Source organism: Pseudomonas amygdali, from assembly GCF_002699855.1.
GTDB classification, from domain to species: Bacteria; Pseudomonadota; Gammaproteobacteria; order Pseudomonadales; family Pseudomonadaceae; genus Aquipseudomonas; species Aquipseudomonas amygdali.
The window spans coordinates 1-15,841 of sequence record NZ_LKBW01000029.1; the positions used below are offsets into that span (position 1 = coordinate 1).

Here is a 15,841-nt window from a genome sequence, read left to right on the forward strand (position 1 = left end):
CCTCTAGCTACATGTTATGCCCGAACACAAAATTTCTGACAGTCTCACTCATCGACAAGTCCCCCTGCGGCTGTCGAGGTTCGTCCGGCCAGTGGCGAGCTTGTTGTCAGTCATGAAGTATTTGACGTGGCATCAGTGAGTGCCGCTGTCGGCGCGGAGGGTAATCTTCCCGCCGTCACCACGCAGACGCTGCAGACAGCGACCTACGGCAGCACGTTGATTGGTGACAGCCACAGCCAGCTTGTCGCGGGTTACGGCAGCACCGAAACGGCGGGAAGCCATAGTGATCTGACCGCTGGGTACGGCAGCACCGGCACGGCAGGCTCCGACAGCTCGCTGACTGCAGGTTATGGCAGTACGCAAACTTCCGGGAGTGACAGCTCGCTCAGGGCTGGTTATGGCAGTACCCAGACTGCACAGGAAGGCAGCAACCTGACGGCTGGGTACGGCAGCACCGGCACGGCAGGCGCGGATAGCTCATTGATCGCCGGATATGGCAGCACCCAGACATCAGGAAGTGACAGCGCACTGACGGCAGGCTACGGCAGTACGCAGACTGCGCAGGAGAGCAGCAACCTGATCGCCGGATACGGCAGCACCGGTACCGCAGGTTCCGACAGCTCGCTGATCGCCGGTTACGGCAGTACGCAAACGTCAGGAGGGGACAGCGCCCTGACGGCAGGCTACGGCAGTACGCAGACTGCGCAGGAGGGCAGCAACCTGACCGCCGGATACGGCAGCACCGGTACCGCAGGTTCCGATAGCTCGCTGATCGCCGGTTACGGCAGTACGCAAACGTCAGGAGGGGACAGCGCCCTGACGGCGGGCTACGGCAGTACGCAAACCGCACAGGAAGGCAGCAACCTGACCGCCGGATATGGCAGCACCGGCACGGCAGGTTCCGACAGCTCGCTGATCGCGGGTTACGGCAGCACGCAAACCTCTGGAGGCGACAGTTCGCTCACTGCGGGCTATGGCAGTACGCAAACCGCACAGGAAGGCAGCAATCTGACCGCCGGATACGGCAGCACCGGCACGGCAGGTTCCGACAGCTCGTTGATCGCCGGTTACGGCAGCACGCAAACCTCTGGAGGCGACAGCTCACTCACAGCGGGCTATGGCAGTACCCAAACGGCTCAGGAAGGCAGCAACCTGACGGCTGGGTACGGCAGCACTGGCACGGCAGGTTCCGACAGCTCGTTGATTGCCGGTTACGGCAGTACGCAAACCTCGGGCAGCGGCAGTTCGCTCACTGCAGGTTACGGCAGCACCCAGACTGCCCGTGAAGGCAGCACCCTGACGGCCGGATATGGAAGTACCGGGACAGCCGGTGCCGACAGCTCGCTGATTGCCGGTTACGGCAGCACGCAAACGGCCGGCGCTGACAGTAACCTGACAGCAGGCTATGGAAGCACGGGCACCGCGGGTCATGAGAGCTTCATCATTGCGGGCTATGGAAGTACGCAGACAGCAGGCCACAAAAGTATTCTGACCGCTGGCTACGGAAGCACTCAGACTGCCAGGGACGGTAGCGACCTGATCGCGGGCTATGGCAGTACTGGAACAGCAGGTTCGGGCAGTTCGCTGATCGCAGGGTATGGCAGCACCCAGACCGCGAGTTACAGAAGCATGCTGACCGCCGGTTATGGGAGTACTCAGACGGCCAGAGAGTACAGTGACCTGGTCGCAGGATATGGCAGCACTTCAACGGCAGGCTCAAACAGTTCGCTTATCGCCGGATATGGAAGCACCCAAACGGCGAGCTTCAAAAGCATATTGACTGCCGGTTATGGGAGTACCCAGACGGCACAGGAACGCAGTGACCTGGTCACAGGTTACGGAAGCACGTCGACTGCGGGTTACGCAAGCTCCCTGATTGCTGGCTATGGCAGTACGCAGACGGCAGGCTACGAGAGCAGGTTGACCGCCGGTTACGGCAGTACGCAAACCGCACAGGACAGCAGCTCGCTGACCACTGGTTACGGAAGTACTTCCACTGCGGGCTATGCAAGTTCGCTGATTGCGGGTTACGGCAGTACGCAGACGGCAGGTTACGAGAGCACATTGACTGCGGGTTATGGCAGTACGCAAACGGCGCAGGAACGCAGTGACCTGGTCACAGGCTACGGAAGCACTTCCACCGCAGGTTATGCAAGTTCGCTGATCGCGGGTTACGGCAGCACGCAGACGGCAGGTTACGAGAGCACCTTGACAGCCGGTTATGGCAGTACGCAAACCGCGCAGGAAAAAAGCTCGCTCACCACCGGCTACGGAAGTACCTCTACCGCCGGCTATGAGAGTTCGCTGATCGCGGGCTATGGCAGTACGCAGACGGCAGGCTATAAAAGTACGCTCACGGCAGGTTATGGCAGTACCCAGACTGCCGAGCATGGAAGTTCATTGACGGCGGGGTATGGCAGTACGGCAACAGCCGGGCAGGACAGCTCATTGATCGCCGGTTATGGCAGTTCCCTGACCAGCGGAATCCGAAGTTTTCTGACGGCAGGCTATGGCAGTACGTTGATCGCCGGACTTCGCAGTGTGTTGATTGCCGGTTATGGCAGCAGTCTCACATCGGGCATTCGCAGCACATTGACTGCGGGCTACGGCAGTAACCAGATTGCAAGTTATGGCAGCTCGTTGATTGCGGGCCATGAAAGTATTCAGGTGGCCGGACACAAAAGCATGCTTATCGCCGGCAAGGGCAGTTCGCAGACCGCAGGTTTTCGCAGCACGCTGATAGCCGGTGCAGGCAGCGTACAGCTGGCAGGTGACCGCAGCAGACTTATCGCCGGTGCAGACAGTAATCAGACGGCGGGAGACCGCAGTAAACTACTGGCCGGTAACAACAGTTACCTCACCGCTGGAGACAGAAGCAAGTTGACCGGCGGACATGACTGCACGTTGATGGCGGGAGACCAAAGCAGACTGACCGCTGGAAAGAACAGTGTGTTGACAGCAGGCGCTCGCAGCAAACTTATTGGCAGTGAAGGTTCCACGTTATCGGCAGGAGAAGACTCCACGCTTGTTTTCAGGCTCTGGGACGGTAAGCGGTACAGACAATTGGTGGCCAGGACGGGAGAGAACGGTGTCGAAGCCGACATTCCGTATTACGTGAACGACGATGACGATATCGTCAATAAAACCGACGAGGACGATACCTGAGTCACGTAACCGGGTTATTCGTACTGAATCATCGACAGGGTACGTCGATGCGGTTCGGGACATGATGTCCCTTTATAAACGAATCAACGGTGTACGGCACAAAGGTGCCAGGGGTAAAACCGATAAAACCTGCGTTGTTTTTTATGTGTAAGCCGCGAAACTTTATTTTTTCAATCAGGGTATTCGACCGGGCGTCAGAACTGTTACGCGGGAGCAGCACGCCGCCCCCACGAGAATCAATCATTGCAGGCGTTATGGCAGCTCGTGGCTGGCATAGAACGCGCTCAATACTTTGACCAGATGCGCCAGATCATGACTGCCAGCCAGCTCGCGAATCGAATGCATGGCGAACGTCGGCAGGCCGATGTCTACCGTGCGAATCCCCAAATGGCTGGCGGTGATTGGCCCGATAGTCGAGCCGCAGGCCATGTCGCTGCGCACCACGAAACTCTGCACCGGTACTTCTTCAGCCATGCACAGATGGCGGAAGAAACCGGCTGTTTCACTGTTTGTGGCGTAGCGCTGGTTACTGTTGACCTTGATCACCGGCCCGGCGTTGAGCTTGGGACCATGATTGGCGTCATGTTTTTCGGCGTAGTTGGGGTGTATGCCGTGAGCGTTGTCGGCCGATATCAGCAGCGATTTCTGAATTGTTCGTACGTAGTCTTCGCTGCTCGGCAGCAGGCGCTGGACGATCTGCTCAAGCATTGCGCCGTCTGCGCCACAGGTCGACGACGAACCGACTTCTTCATGATCGGTGCATACCAGCAGAGCGGTTTCGTCACTTTCGCTGTTCAGCAGCGCTTGCATCCCGGCATAACACGACAGCAGGTTGTCCAGGCGTGCGCCTGCCAGGAAGTCCCCATTGAGGCCGACAACGGCGGCACTCTGTGTGTCATAGAAGCTCAGCTCGTAATCGAGCACCACGTCTGCATTCAGCCCGTGTTCGCGGGCCAGTTGATCAGTCAGAAGCGCACGGAAGTCCGCGCGTTCGTCGCCAGCCACTTGCGCGAGGATTGGCGGCAGTTCGTTTTGCGCATTGATCGCCCAACCTTTCATTGGCAGTGCGGTTCAAGTGGATGGCCAGATTGGGAATCACGGCAATCGGCAGCTTGAAGTCGATTAACTGACTTTCAACCTTGCCATCGCGGCGGAAGGTGACGCGACCTGCCAGCGACAGATCACGGTCAAACCACGGTGCCAGCAGCGCGCCGCCGTAGACTTCGACGCCCAGTTGCCAGAAGCCCTGGCGTTGCAGTTCCGGTTGCGGTTTGACCCGCAGGCACGGGCTGTCCGTGTGTGCGCCAACCATGCGAATCCCGCCGGTGAGTGGCGACTGACGGCCCATGCGGAAGGCGACGATAGAGGAGTCATTACGGGTGACGAAGTAACGACCTCCAGTTTCTATTGCCCAGGTATCACGTTCATCCAGCCGCTGAAAACCCGCAGCTTCGAAGTGTTGCACGAGGGTGGCGGTGGCGTGGAACGGGGTGGGAGAAGCCTTCAGAAAATCGATGAGGCCGTTGTTCAACTCTGCGCGCATAAATAGCTCCAGACAGCAATGGCGCGAGTTTACCCCATTGGCTCAGTCGTTGCCGCTGCCACAGAAACGCTTTTCGACCGCGAAGGGCCTGACGAAGTTGAGCCGGAAACCTGAGCCAAGGGCCTTGCTCGCTTTGGTCCCTCAAAGTGCGTCGCCGAGAGGCAAAAAGGTAACTTGAGCCGAACGCCAATCCACCTGAAGTCGCAGAACCGCTGTGTGACGCGAAGCGTAACGAACTGCATGCCTACGCGGAGCGCAGGCACGATAGTCTAAGCTGACGCACAGCGCCGAGAGTAAAAGCGCTTTTCAACCGCGGTGGCACTGACGACGCAGAGTGCGACGTTAGTGACGGCTGAGTCCTGGCGCTGATCCGGGGGTAGCCTGGCAGGACGCCAGGCTAGCCGCACCGGGCCATGGATGGCCCGTTGCGGCGACCCCCCGGATCAGTGACAGGGCGAAGGAACCCGACGAAGTCGGGCCGGAAACAGGAGCGGGGGGCTTTGGTTACTTTGGCCCCATCAAAGTAACTCGCCGAGGGGCGAAAAGGTGACCTGAGTCGACCCTAAATCCACCTGAAGTCGCAGAACCGCTGTGTGACGCGGAGCGTCACGAACGGCATTGCCACGCGGAGCGTGGGAACGATAGTCAGAGCAGCTGTATGACGCTCAGCATCTGCACGATAGCCAGCGTGTCATTCAGATCAGAAAGGCGCGGGGCACTCAAAGGTCAACCGCTCGCCGGTGCCCGGATGGGTAAAGCTCAACATGCTGGCATGCAGGCACAGGCGCGGGTACGCCGCCAGCGCTTCGGGGTGGGCATACAGACCATCGCCCAACAGCGGATGACCGATCGACAGCATGTGCACCCGCAGTTGGTGCGAGCGGCCGGTAATAGGGGTAAGTTCGACCCGACAGTAGGTGTCGTGACGTTCGACGACTTTCCAGAATGTCAGCGCGTGTTTGCCACCCTGGTGATCCACCACATGCCGGGGCTTGGTAGGCTGGTCGTAGCGTAGCGGCAGGTCGATACTGCCGCTGTCCAGCGACGGCTGGCCCCAGCACAGTGCGGTGTAGGCTTTTTCGGTTTCGCGATCATGAAACTGACGCGACAGCTCGCGGTGCGTGTCGGCATCGCGGGCCAGCAGGATGATGCCCGACGTTTCCCAGTCCAGACGATGGACGATGCGGGCTTCGGGGAAGCCGTTTTCCTGCAGGCGGGTAATCAGGCAATCCTTGTTGTCATCGGCGCGGCCGGGGACGGAAAGCAGCAGGGTAGGCTTATCGATTACCAGAACGGCTGCGTCCTGATAAATGATGCGGATGTTCGACAACGGCATGCAACGGCCTCGAAACGCTAGAAACGCCAACGGCGGTAAGGGCGCAGCTTCCTGAGAAGTGCGCCGATACCGCCGCAAGCGACTGCCTGATCAGCGATCTGGCAGGGTGATATTGAGTTCCAGAATCGAGCAGCTGCCTTGGCTTTCCAAAGCAACCTGAACTTGATCGGACTCGATATTGACGTATTTACGGATCACTTCCACCAGCTCTTTCTGAAGTGCAGGAAGGTAGTCCGGGGTACTGCGCTGGCCGCGTTCGTGCGCAACGATGATCTGCAGACGCTCTTTCGCTACCGAGGCCGTGCTTTCTTTTTTGCGGTCACGAAAGAAGTCAAAAATATTCATTAATTACCCCCGAACAGACGTTCAAAGAATCCTTTCTTCTGCACATCCAGGAAGCGATGTTCCCGGTCTTTGCCCAGCAGGCGGTCAACGGCATCGCTGTAGGCCTGGCCAGCATCGCTCTGGTCATCGAGGATGACCGGCACGCCCTGGTTGGAGGCTTTCAGGACAGCCTGGGATTCGGGGATCACGCCGAGCAGGGTAACAGCAAGGATTTCCTTGACGTCTTCCACACCAAGCATTTCGCCCTTGCTGACACGCTCAGGGTTGTAGCGAGTCAGCAGCAGGTGTTCCTTGATCGGGTCTTCGCCGCGTTCGGCACGACGTGATTTGCTGGCCAGCAGGCCCAGCATACGGTCGGAGTCACGTACAGAGGATACTTCGGGGTTGGTCACGACGATCGCTTCATCGGCGAAATACATGGCCAGGTGAGCACCGGTCTCGATACCTGCCGGCGAATCGCAGACGATGTATTCGAACGACTCCTTCAGCTCCATGAGGACTTTTTCAACGCCCTCCTTGGTCAGTGCTTCCTTGTCACGGGTCTGGCTGGCAGCCAGCACGTACAGGCCTTCGATCTTCTTGTCCTTGATCAGCGCCTGTTGCAGGTTGGCTTCGCCATTGACCACGTTGACGAAGTCATACACGACCCGACGCTCGCAACCCATGATCAGGTCGAGGTTACGCAGGCCGACGTCGAAGTCGACGATGACTGTCTTGTGACCACGCAATGCGAGACCGGTACCGATAGCGGCGCTGGTGGTGGTCTTGCCCACACCACCCTTGCCGGATGTAACAACGAGAATCTTGGCCAAGGTGTATCACCCCTAGAGGAAAAGGACATTAAGTCCCTGAAGAGCATCTCCTGGCGCCGCGCCCGTCGAAGCATTGTGTCAATTCTGGGGGCTGATTCCGGAAAGGTAGCGTTAAGCTATTACTTTCAACTCATATACCCGCTGAAAAGCAGTGCTTGTCAGAACTTCCTGCCGCCTTCACGACGGTTTCGCGACGAATCAGAGATACTTTGAAAATTGCGGCAGTATCCGTTAAAGACGAATGATGTTCAACACATCACCTGACAGGCTGACCTGGACCGGCGAGCCCCATAGAGGGTCCCTGCGCAAGTCCTCGGAAACCTTGTATTGCCCGGCAATCGAAATCAGCTCTGCACTCAACTGCTGACAGAAGATTCGTGCTTTCGTGTCGCCTTTTATTCCCGCCAGTGCCCTGCCGCGCATTGGGCCGTACACATGGATGTTTCCATCGGCCAGAAGTTCCGCACCGGGACTGACCGGCGCAACCACAACCAGATCGCCGCCCTGGGCATAAATCTGCTGACCGCCGCGCACCGGAGCGGTTATCACGCGGGTCGGCTTGATGAGCGGTTCGGGTGGTTTTTCCGGGATCTTTTTCGGCGCTTCGACTTCAATCGGGTCGATTACGCGCTCACGTGCGCCGGACGGCGGCAGCACCGGAAGATCAACGGCAATGGCTGCAGCGATGTCTTCGATGCGGTTGGCACGGATCGCCAGGGTGCGCAGACCGTGCTGGCGACAGATACGCACCAGCCCGGGGAGATCCACCGGGCCTTCGTTCGGCGCGAGTTTGTCCAGAGCCAGGATCAACGGCGTATTGCTGAAGAAGTTGGGGGCTTGTGCCACTTTCGCCGCCAGTTGCCTGTCGAGCGCTTCAAGGTTGGTCCGGGCCAGCTCCATCACAGTGATGGCGAGCATGCTGCCCTTGAGCTGAAATACAGGTTCCGGGTTTTGCGATTCAATCTGGCTCATGGTTGATATACACAACAGCTTGTCGCTAAAAGTGCCGAGACTTATAGCGAGAACGCCCGCGAGCCGCAAGCAGGTAGAACCGTTGTAGAATGCGCGGCCTTTGTTCTGACGGAAGCCCAAATGGATCGCCCGCGCTTTAAAGCCAGTTTCCTTCACCCCCGTTTCTGGCCGTTGTGGCTGGGGCTGGGGCTTTTATGGCTGGTTGTCCAGTTGCCGTTTCGCGCCCTGCTGGCCATCGGTCGGGCATTGGGTGCGGTCATGTACCGAGTGGCCACTGATCGAAAAAATATCGCGTCACGCAATCTTGAGCTGTGTTTTCCTCATTTGTCCGCCGCCGAGCGCAAGCGTCTGCTCAAGGAAAACTTCGCCTCCACCGGGATCGCCTTCTTCGAGATGGCCATGAGCTGGTGGTGGTCGAAAAAACGTCTGGCCAGACTTGCCCATATCGAAGGGCTCGAGCACCTGCAGAATGCTCAGGAGAAAGGCGAGGGCGTGATTCTGATGGCGCTGCACTTCACCACGCTGGAGATCGGTGCGGCACTGCTGGGCCAGCAACACACCATCGACGGCATGTACCGCGAACACAAGAGCCCACTGTTCGATTTCGTCCAGCGTCGCGGACGCGAGCGGCACAACCTTGATTCGCTGGCTGTCGAGCGCGATGACGTGCGCGGCATGCTCAAGTTGCTGCGTGCCGGCCGGGCCATCTGGTATGCACCGGATCAGGACTATGGCGCTAAACAGAGCATCTTTGTGCCGCTGTTCGGCATTCAGGCCGCGACCGTGACCGCTACCAGCAAATTTGCGCGTCTGGGCCGTGCTCAAGTGGTGCCGTTCACTCAGCAGCGTCTGGCTGACGGCAGCGGTTACAGGCTGGTGATTCACCCACCGCTGCAGGATTTTCCGGGTGAAAGCGACGAAGCCGATTGCTTGCGTATCAATCAATGGGTAGAAAGTGCTATCACTGAATGCCCGGAACAGTATCTTTGGGCGCATCGGCGCTTCAAGAGTCGACCGGCTGGCGAACCGAAGCTATATAACAAACGTAGATAAAAAAGCGTCGTTGACCATCGAGGCCAGTTGTAGATGCCAGATACCGCAGTAGTGACCCAGGCTGTAACCGAAGTCGAGCCCGTGACCGGGCTTATTTTGTCAGGTGGCGGTGCGCGTGCTGCGTATCAGGTTGGCGTACTTGCAGGCATTGCCGACTTGCTGCCGCCCGGTTCTCCCAATCCCTTTCCGGTCATTGTCGGTACGTCAGCCGGGGCAATCAACGCGGTGAAACTGGCCAGCGGCGCGCTGCACTTTCGCATTGCCATTCACCAGTTGACCGAGTTCTGGCAGTCGTTCCGCAGCCATCAGGTGCTGCGCAGCGACTGGTCTGGTGTGATTCATCAGGCCAGCCGTTTTTTTGGCCGCAGCCTGATGGGCTTCGGGCGAAATATCCCGGTTGCCTTACTCAACAGCTCGCCTCTGCGTGAATTGCTCAACGAGCGGCTGGACCTGTCCGGGATCGAGGCCGCCATCGATGCCCATCACCTGCGCGCCGTGGCGTTAACAGCCTTTGGCTATGAATCAGGGCAGGCAGTCACGTTCTATCAGGGCCGCGGCACCATCGAGCCCTGGCTGCGTCATCGACGTATCGGCCGCCCGACTCAACTGACCGTGGATCACCTGCTTGCCAGTTCAGCCATTCCCTTGCTGTTCGCCCCCGTAATGCTGGATCAGGAATACTTTGGTGACGGCGCCGTGCGTCAGTCGGCACCGATCAGTCCGGCACTGCACCTGGGTGCCAATCGTGTTCTGGTCGTAGGCGTGAGTGGCAATCCGCGCGGGCTGAAAACCGAAAGGCCGGCACCGCGTGCGCCAATCGGCATACAGCCAAGTCTGGCGCAGATCAGCGGCCACATGCTCAACAGCACCTTCATCGATAATCTGGAAAGCGATATCGAGTTGCTTGAGCGCTTGAACATGGCCAGCGCGTTGCTGCCTTGCGATCAGATCAGGCAGCCGGGTATGGAGCCGGTGGAAGTGCTGGTGATTTCCCCAAGCCGCCCGCTGGACGAAATCGCTGCCCGGCACCGCCGTGAACTTCCGCCTGCATTGCGCACGTTCCTGCGCGGGCCGGGCGCGACCAAAAGCAGTGGCGCCAGTGTCCTGAGCTATCTGTTGTTCGAATCGGGTTATTGCAGCGAACTGATCGAATTGGGCCGACACGATGCGATTGCCCAAGGTGCGGAATTGAAAAGGTTCCTGCGCCTCACATGACGCCTCCACGGCAGGAGCGAATCCTGCCGTGGGACGCGCTTCTACCTCAGTCGCCGAACCTGCAGGTTGCCACAAGGCGGGCCGCTCAATTGCTCTCCGGTTTCGAGGCTGAACACCGAGAAGTGCAGGGGACAGGTAATGGATCGGCGTTTCTCGTTGACCACTCCATGCTCCAGCCACCCCTCACGATGCGGGCAACTACTCGGTACCAGGTATTGCTCCTGGCCGATATGCACGGTGAACGTGTCGGGACGACGAAACTCAGCAGGCTCGTTCAAGGTTGGCCTCCTTGTTGAAGTGCTTGACTCGACGAGCTTTCTCTACGGCCAGGTCGAATGCCAGATTGGTGATCTCGCGCCCCATGCAGATGCCTCGCCAGGCTTTCACCGGGTCCAGATCACCGCTGACGTCCATGGCCTTGAGCAGGCGCTGCCCCTCGATGGCATGGAAAACGTCGATATGAACGTGTTCGGAGTAGTAGGTATGAGCCTGGATCTGCAATCGCTCGCAGAGCTGGGTGTAACACTCGAAAAAGAACGGCACCACGGTCTCGAAGTAGGTAATGACCCCGGCAAACCATGATGGATCATCCGCGCGCATGGCCAGCCAGCAGAACATGTTGGGAAAGGTGAAACCGGCACTGGAGTTGGCCTCCACATAGAATTGCAGGTCCAGCGGCATGTCCAGTTCGCGCAGCAGGTCCTGATACAGCGTGGTATGCGAGCGCTTGAGGTTTCCCGAGCCAAACTCGTCGATCATCATGCGCAGCATGGGCATTTGCGCGGGCAGGCTGAGCCTGGGCATCAGATGATAGAAAACCTGCGCTTCGGTCAGACCATCCAGCGCAAACTCCTGAACCAGAATCCGGAACTCGTCGAGCGTCATGTCGCTGCCGACATAGTGCGCGCTGGGCGGCACTTCGCTGCTCTCCAGTTCGACCAGTTCGGCCAGCATTCTGCGCAGACCAGCAAGATCACCTGGAACATCCGCAGTCATGCTGCGTTCGATGGCGTCGTCGATCCAGCGCTGTTCGAATGCCAGGAGTTCCTGTGGGATAGGCACGAGTTTTTCGATAAGTGCACGATTGGCCAGAAACAGTTGCTTGTGCATGTTTTCCATTGAAGCAGCCTCCTCGGTCATAACCCGGTCGCTATCGATCACGCCACGGGCTTTAAGCTCGCGCTTGACCTGGGCGTACCAGTCGGACGCACTCAGCAGATACCGTTCATTGAGCGTCGCGATTTCCTGACTGAGCGCTGGTTGTTGGCGGGCAGCCGCTTGCCGACAGAGCCGCGGTTCCAGGTTGGCGAGGGACACCACATTGCCGTCTGACTCCAGTTCGCCAGCCAGCTGCATTTCCCAACCGATAAAGTAGTCGACGCCCTGTTGCCGAATGGCATCCACCTGATCCTGCGAGCGAGACATGGATGGCGAGTCCTTGAGGCCAATCACCCTGGGTAACTGCGCGATGGCCTCGAGGGTGGTGAAGGTCTTCTCGTTGCCTGACAGGGCGGCCTCGTTGTACATGAAGATATCCAGACGGGTCGCGTCATGAATGGTCTGGTAATGATCGATGATCACCTGCTGACTGATACCGGGTGTAAACGGCGAGGTGAACATCACCGCTTGCGCGCCGGCATCCTGAGCCATCAGGGCAAAGTCCAGTACCTCCTGCGTCGAACTGCGCTCAATCCCGGCGATGACCAGCTTGTCGCCCGCATGGCGTAGGGTCAGCTCCAGCATCTTTAGCCACTGCTGGCGCGACAGCCGCCAGCCTTCTCCGGAGGTCAGGCATGGAATGTAGCCGTCGACGTGGGCTGCGAGGCTGCTCAAAAGACGTTCAAGACTGGTTTCGTAGACCTGCGCCTGTTCGTTCAGGGGCGTTACCAGCGGCACCATAATGGTTTTACCAGACATGTTCAAAGTCCTCGTTGCGGATCACCATGGCACTCGACTGGTCATAGAGACGTTGCAACATCTCCGGGAACGCAGGCTGTCTGACGGGGCTTTCGAACGGCTGCAGGAAAGGCTGCAGGACGTGCAGGCGCAGCAGCTCTGGATCATGGGTATAAAACGGGATTTCCTGCTCCAGTACCTGCGCCGCCAGCAGTTTCTTTTCGACGGGCAGGCCTTTGAGCAGTGTGTCCGTCGCGGCGCGCTGGAGTATGTGTTCGCTACAACCCTGGCGCTGGATGGCCATGTCAGTGTGCAGTACATCCATGAACGGGTAGTACACGTCCTGCAAGGCGCGGCTTTTCTTCCAGATAATGGCGTCGCAAATGCCTATCTGGGCGAAATTCATCTGCACACTGCTTTTATAGAACCGGGAAAACAAACCCAGGGATTTTTCACGCACGCCGGGATCGGCGTGGTGCATGCCCATGAACACTGTTGCGTCGATCATTGGCAGGTCGAAGTCAGACATGGAAGTTCTCCAGGGCCCTTGCGATGACCTGAACGGCGGCCGCAAATTCTTCCGGCTTGCGTGCCAGCGCCAGACGTATGTAACGCTGGCCTTTTTCGGGCTGGCTCCAGTAGAAATATTTGCCCGGCAGTACGTACACGTCCCATTGCAACAGATAAGCCTGCAACTCATCGGCGTTAATGCCAGTGGGCAGAATCTCGAACCACGCCACGCTGGTGTCGATCATTGGCTCCACATACTTCAAAACCCTGCCTTCAAGACTCGCCCGGGCCATGCGGCGGTTGACGTCCAGCACCGAGCGCACGGAGTTGAAGTCATCGTCGTTGCTGTCCTCGATGTAGCGGGTAACCACATTGAGGATGAATGGCGAGACGTTCAAAAGGACGCTGGTGACGATGCTATAGATATCGGCGTTGATGTCCTGGCTGGCCATGAGGGTGGCGCATTTGGTGTCTTGTAGCGGCCAGGTCTTGCCAGTGTCTTCCATGACCAGGTATTGCGTGCCGATATCGTCGAGAATCGCGTAGGCGTCCACGCGTTCCCGACCGGCCGCCTTGAAGAACGAGGCGAAACAGAAATCGAGTATCAGCAGTTTGTTGTAATCGCGGCAGTATCTGGCCACTTCGACGAACGTATCCGGTCCGTCGGCAAACAGGCTGGAACCGGTCGGGTTATTGGGGTCGACCAGAAAGATCGCATCCAGCCAGATGGCCGCTTTCTGCAAGTTTGCGTACACCTCGGTCGATGAGGTGAACAGGCTTTCATCGAGTGCCGACATAGGCACTTCCATGTGTTTCAAGAGAGCGTGCAGGTTGTCGAAGCAAGGCTCGATCAGCCCGACACTCATGTTCTGTTTGCGCAGGTAGGTCGCGGTAATGTGCATGGCGATGGACGCTGCGTAGACGAGATAGATTTCGTCGTGGCGTTTCAGCGCATGGTGCTGACCATGGAAGGTGAAAAAGGCATGAATGAAGGCCTGCTCACTCTGGTATTGGGTCTGGTTCTGCGCCTGATACCACAGCTCGGGCAGGCTGGCGACGATCATGCGCTGAGTGTCGCTCTGATCCTGATGAGTGTGTGCATCGGCCAGGTTGAAACGGGTTTTCAGGGCAGAGATTTCGTGTTGGGTAATATCGTCCAGAACTGGAACCGCGTTCAAGGTGTCGATACCGGCATATAGACTGTTCATACCATTATCCCTATGGAGTCATTATTGTTTGGGGTGCAGCCGTCCTGGATATCCAGAGCGCCGAAGCAGATTTCCTTATTTTTGGCTGAAATAACACTGTACCTAAGTGCAAATAACAGAAGGTTATATTTCAAGGTATTGACCTGTTCTTAGGTACAGTAGATTTACCCTTTGAAATACGCGATGCTTGACACTGGTTGTGCGGAGTGGAGTTTATAATTTCGAGCGGGTTTGAGTTTCAGTTAGCCAGTTACACGACGATGCCCGTTACGTTGCTGGAAACACTGTATTCCATGCGCAAGAAGATTTTTTCAGATCGTCTTGAATGGAAAGTTCGTGTGAGTCACGCATTTGAATTTGATGAATACGACAATGCCGCTACCACTTACCTTGTCGGAAGCTGGAAGGGGGTTCCGCTGGCCGGGCTAAGGCTGATCAACACCTGTGATCCCTACATGCTGGAAGGCCCATTCCGCAGTTTTTTTGACTGCGCTGCGCCCAAAAATGCCGCCATGGCGGAGTCGAGCAGGTTCTTTGTCGACACGGCTCGGGCACGCTCGTTGGGTATTCTGCACGCACCACTGACCGAAATGCTGCTGTTCTCCATGCACAACCATGCTGCGTTGTCCGGTTTGCAATCGATCATCACGGTGGTCAGCAAGGCAATGGCGCGGATCGTGCGCAAGTCTGGATGGGAGCACCGTGTGCTGTCGACCGGTGAAGCATCGCCAGGCGAGACAGTGCTGTTGCTCGAGATGCCGGTGACGGCCGACAACCATCAGCGGCTGCTCGAGAATATTGCCCTCAGACAGCCTGTCACGGATGACATGCTGCGTTGGCCGATAGCGCTTGGCGTATCAGGCTCCGCACCGCAAGCCTGCATGCACAGCGCTGCCTGAATCAGACCATGCCCATGTTGATGGCTTTGTAGACCGCCTGCTTGGCAGTGCGCACTTCGAGCTTGCTTGAGACATTGGACATGTGAAACTTCACAGTGCGTTCCGAGATGGAAAATATTTCAGCGATTTCGCTGTACGACTTGCCCATCGCCACCCATTTCAACACACCTGTCTCGCGGGTGGACAACTTGCACTGGGTGGGCTGCGGAAAGAGTTCATGGGGCGCTCGGGTCTTGATCAAACGGTCATGGAAGCGGATGAGACTCATCTGGATATCGGCGGCCTTTTCGCGGATTCGCTGATCGAAATCATTCTGCTGCCGGGCATTGCAAAGACTCAGTGCGGCAAAAAGCCCGCTGGCATCGTGCAGGGTGAAAGTGGCCCCCGAGGAGAGCTGATATTTGGCTGACCGCTTCAGGAAATCGTCGGTTTCGACGCCCTGAACAGCATTGCGGGCCTCTCTCCAGAAGAATGGCGTAATGCTATGCCAGGCATGTTTGATGATGGGGTCAATGAGGTGATAGTTTGAGGCTACATAAGATTTCAGCCAGGAGTCGGGGTAATTGGACAAAATGACGGGTTTGACATTACGCGTCTTGGGCGTGGAAAAGTAGGCATAAGTGAAATCGCCAATGTGGTGCAGATCGTTTTCAAAGTCTTCGATCAGTTGACGGAGAGGGGCAGGGGCCCCGTTTATCTTCAACGGTGGGCAGTCAAGTTGGGCTTTCACGGTACGAACCTCCATGTAATACCTTGTTTATTGTTTTGTTCTCGGCCTGGCTGTACTCATTATCCGCATGTGTAATTTAAGTAGTACATGAAAACATGGACTACCTGTGAATGGTCTGAAGTAGGCCGCTATTTTTAGACTGCTGAGCCATAGCCGC

Annotated in this window: 13 protein-coding genes and 2 pseudogenes; 4 read left to right on the forward strand and 11 right to left on the reverse strand. The window is 57.6% G+C overall.

Going from position 1 to position 15,841, the window contains the following annotated elements; all coding sequences use genetic code 11:
- Positions 1-126: 126 nt before the first annotated feature.
- Positions 127-3,165, forward strand: a complete 3,039-nt coding sequence (locus AO277_RS03585) for an Ice nucleation protein (RefSeq protein ID WP_306599299.1) — start codon at positions 127-129, stop codon at positions 3,163-3,165.
- 252 nt (positions 3,166-3,417) lie between these two features.
- On the opposite strand, the pseudogene AO277_RS03590 reads toward AO277_RS03585, so the two are convergent.
- The 5 genes and pseudogenes from AO277_RS03590 to minC form a co-directional block, all read right to left on the reverse strand.
- A pseudogene (locus tag AO277_RS03590) lies at positions 3,418-4,708 on the reverse strand (M18 family aminopeptidase).
- 700 nt (positions 4,709-5,408) lie between these two features.
- On the reverse strand, positions 5,409-6,044 hold the full coding sequence (locus tag AO277_RS03605; protein ID WP_044319560.1) for an RluA family pseudouridine synthase: 636 nt from the start codon (positions 6,042-6,044) through the stop codon (positions 5,409-5,411).
- Between the two features lie 90 nt (positions 6,045-6,134).
- The gene (gene minE, locus AO277_RS03610; RefSeq protein ID WP_002552653.1) at positions 6,135-6,389 is read right to left on the reverse strand and encodes a cell division topological specificity factor MinE; all 255 of its coding nucleotides are present in this window, start codon (positions 6,387-6,389) and stop codon (positions 6,135-6,137) included.
- Complete coding sequence (gene minD, locus AO277_RS03615) at positions 6,389-7,201, reverse strand: septum site-determining protein MinD (RefSeq protein ID WP_002552654.1); 813 nt, start codon at positions 7,199-7,201, stop codon at positions 6,389-6,391. Before minD ends, minE begins: the two co-directional genes overlap by 1 nt.
- A gap of 231 nt (positions 7,202-7,432) precedes the next feature.
- Entirely contained in the window at positions 7,433-8,173 is a 741-nt protein-coding gene (minC, locus tag AO277_RS03620; RefSeq protein WP_002552655.1) for a septum site-determining protein MinC, read from the reverse strand.
- 120 nt (positions 8,174-8,293) lie between these two features.
- Between minC and AO277_RS03625 the strand changes: the two genes are divergently transcribed.
- Together AO277_RS03625 and AO277_RS03630 are read left to right on the forward strand one after the other, a co-directional pair.
- A complete protein-coding gene (locus tag AO277_RS03625) occupies positions 8,294-9,226 on the forward strand; it encodes a lipid A biosynthesis lauroyl acyltransferase (RefSeq protein ID WP_002552656.1) in 933 nt (310 codons plus the stop codon).
- 33 nt (positions 9,227-9,259) lie between these two features.
- The gene (locus AO277_RS03630) at positions 9,260-10,441 is read left to right on the forward strand and encodes a patatin-like phospholipase family protein (protein ID WP_044319561.1); all 1,182 of its coding nucleotides are present in this window, start codon (positions 9,260-9,262) and stop codon (positions 10,439-10,441) included.
- Positions 10,442-10,482: 41 nt separating this feature from the next.
- On the opposite strand, the gene AO277_RS03635 is transcribed toward AO277_RS03630, so the two are convergent.
- From AO277_RS03635 to AO277_RS03655, 5 genes and pseudogenes are all read right to left on the reverse strand, one after another.
- Positions 10,483-10,719, reverse strand: a complete 237-nt coding sequence (locus AO277_RS03635; RefSeq protein WP_002552658.1) for a Rieske (2Fe-2S) protein — start codon at positions 10,717-10,719, stop codon at positions 10,483-10,485.
- On the reverse strand, positions 10,703-11,560 hold the full coding sequence (locus AO277_RS03640) for an iron-containing redox enzyme family protein (protein WP_044319565.1): 858 nt from the start codon (positions 11,558-11,560) through the stop codon (positions 10,703-10,705). The genes AO277_RS03635 and AO277_RS03640 overlap by 17 nt, the downstream gene beginning before the upstream one ends.
- Positions 11,561-11,563: 3 nt before the next feature.
- A pseudogene (locus AO277_RS03645) lies at positions 11,564-12,358 on the reverse strand (dihydrodipicolinate synthase family protein); the annotation flags it as partial.
- The gene (locus AO277_RS03650) at positions 12,348-12,866 is read right to left on the reverse strand and encodes a DUF6190 family protein (protein ID WP_044319562.1); all 519 of its coding nucleotides are present in this window, start codon (positions 12,864-12,866) and stop codon (positions 12,348-12,350) included. The pseudogene AO277_RS03645 and the gene AO277_RS03650, both read right to left, overlap by 11 nt.
- Entirely contained in the window at positions 12,859-14,055 is a 1,197-nt protein-coding gene (locus AO277_RS03655; protein ID WP_044319563.1) for an aminotransferase class I/II-fold pyridoxal phosphate-dependent enzyme, read from the reverse strand. The genes AO277_RS03650 and AO277_RS03655 overlap by 8 nt, the downstream gene beginning before the upstream one ends.
- Before the next feature lie 218 nt (positions 14,056-14,273).
- On the opposite strand from AO277_RS03655, the gene AO277_RS03660 reads away from it, so the two are divergent.
- Positions 14,274-14,954: an acyl-homoserine-lactone synthase gene (locus AO277_RS03660; protein WP_044319567.1), complete on the forward strand. Its 681-nt coding sequence runs from the start codon at positions 14,274-14,276 to the stop codon at positions 14,952-14,954.
- Position 14,955: 1 nt separating this feature from the next.
- On the opposite strand, the gene AO277_RS03665 is transcribed toward AO277_RS03660, so the two are convergent.
- Positions 14,956-15,699, reverse strand: coding sequence for a helix-turn-helix transcriptional regulator (locus AO277_RS03665; RefSeq protein WP_044294488.1), 744 nt, complete (start codon positions 15,697-15,699; stop codon positions 14,956-14,958).
- Between the last annotated feature and the right edge of the window lie 142 nt (positions 15,700-15,841).

Coding starts and splice junctions, on each gene's coding strand:
- AO277_RS03665 (WP_044294488.1), bottom strand. CDS start 15,699: ATGGAGGTTCGTACCGTGAAAGCCCAACTTGACTGCCCACCGTTGAAG.
- AO277_RS03630 (WP_044319561.1), top strand. CDS start 9,260: ATGCCAGATACCGCAGTAGTGACCCAGGCTGTAACCGAAGTCGAGCCC.
- minC (WP_002552655.1), bottom strand. CDS start 8,173: ATGAGCCAGATTGAATCGCAAAACCCGGAACCTGTATTTCAGCTCAAG.
- AO277_RS03605 (WP_044319560.1), bottom strand. CDS start 6,044: ATGCCGTTGTCGAACATCCGCATCATTTATCAGGACGCAGCCGTTCTG.
- minE (WP_002552653.1), bottom strand. CDS start 6,389: ATGAATATTTTTGACTTCTTTCGTGACCGCAAAAAAGAAAGCACGGCC.
- AO277_RS03625 (WP_002552656.1), top strand. CDS start 8,294: ATGGATCGCCCGCGCTTTAAAGCCAGTTTCCTTCACCCCCGTTTCTGG.
- AO277_RS03640 (WP_044319565.1), bottom strand. CDS start 11,560: ATGGAAAACATGCACAAGCAACTGTTTCTGGCCAATCGTGCACTTATC.
- AO277_RS03655 (WP_044319563.1), bottom strand. CDS start 14,055: ATGAACAGTCTATATGCCGGTATCGACACCTTGAACGCGGTTCCAGTT.
- AO277_RS03650 (WP_044319562.1), bottom strand. CDS start 12,866: ATGTCTGACTTCGACCTGCCAATGATCGACGCAACAGTGTTCATGGGC.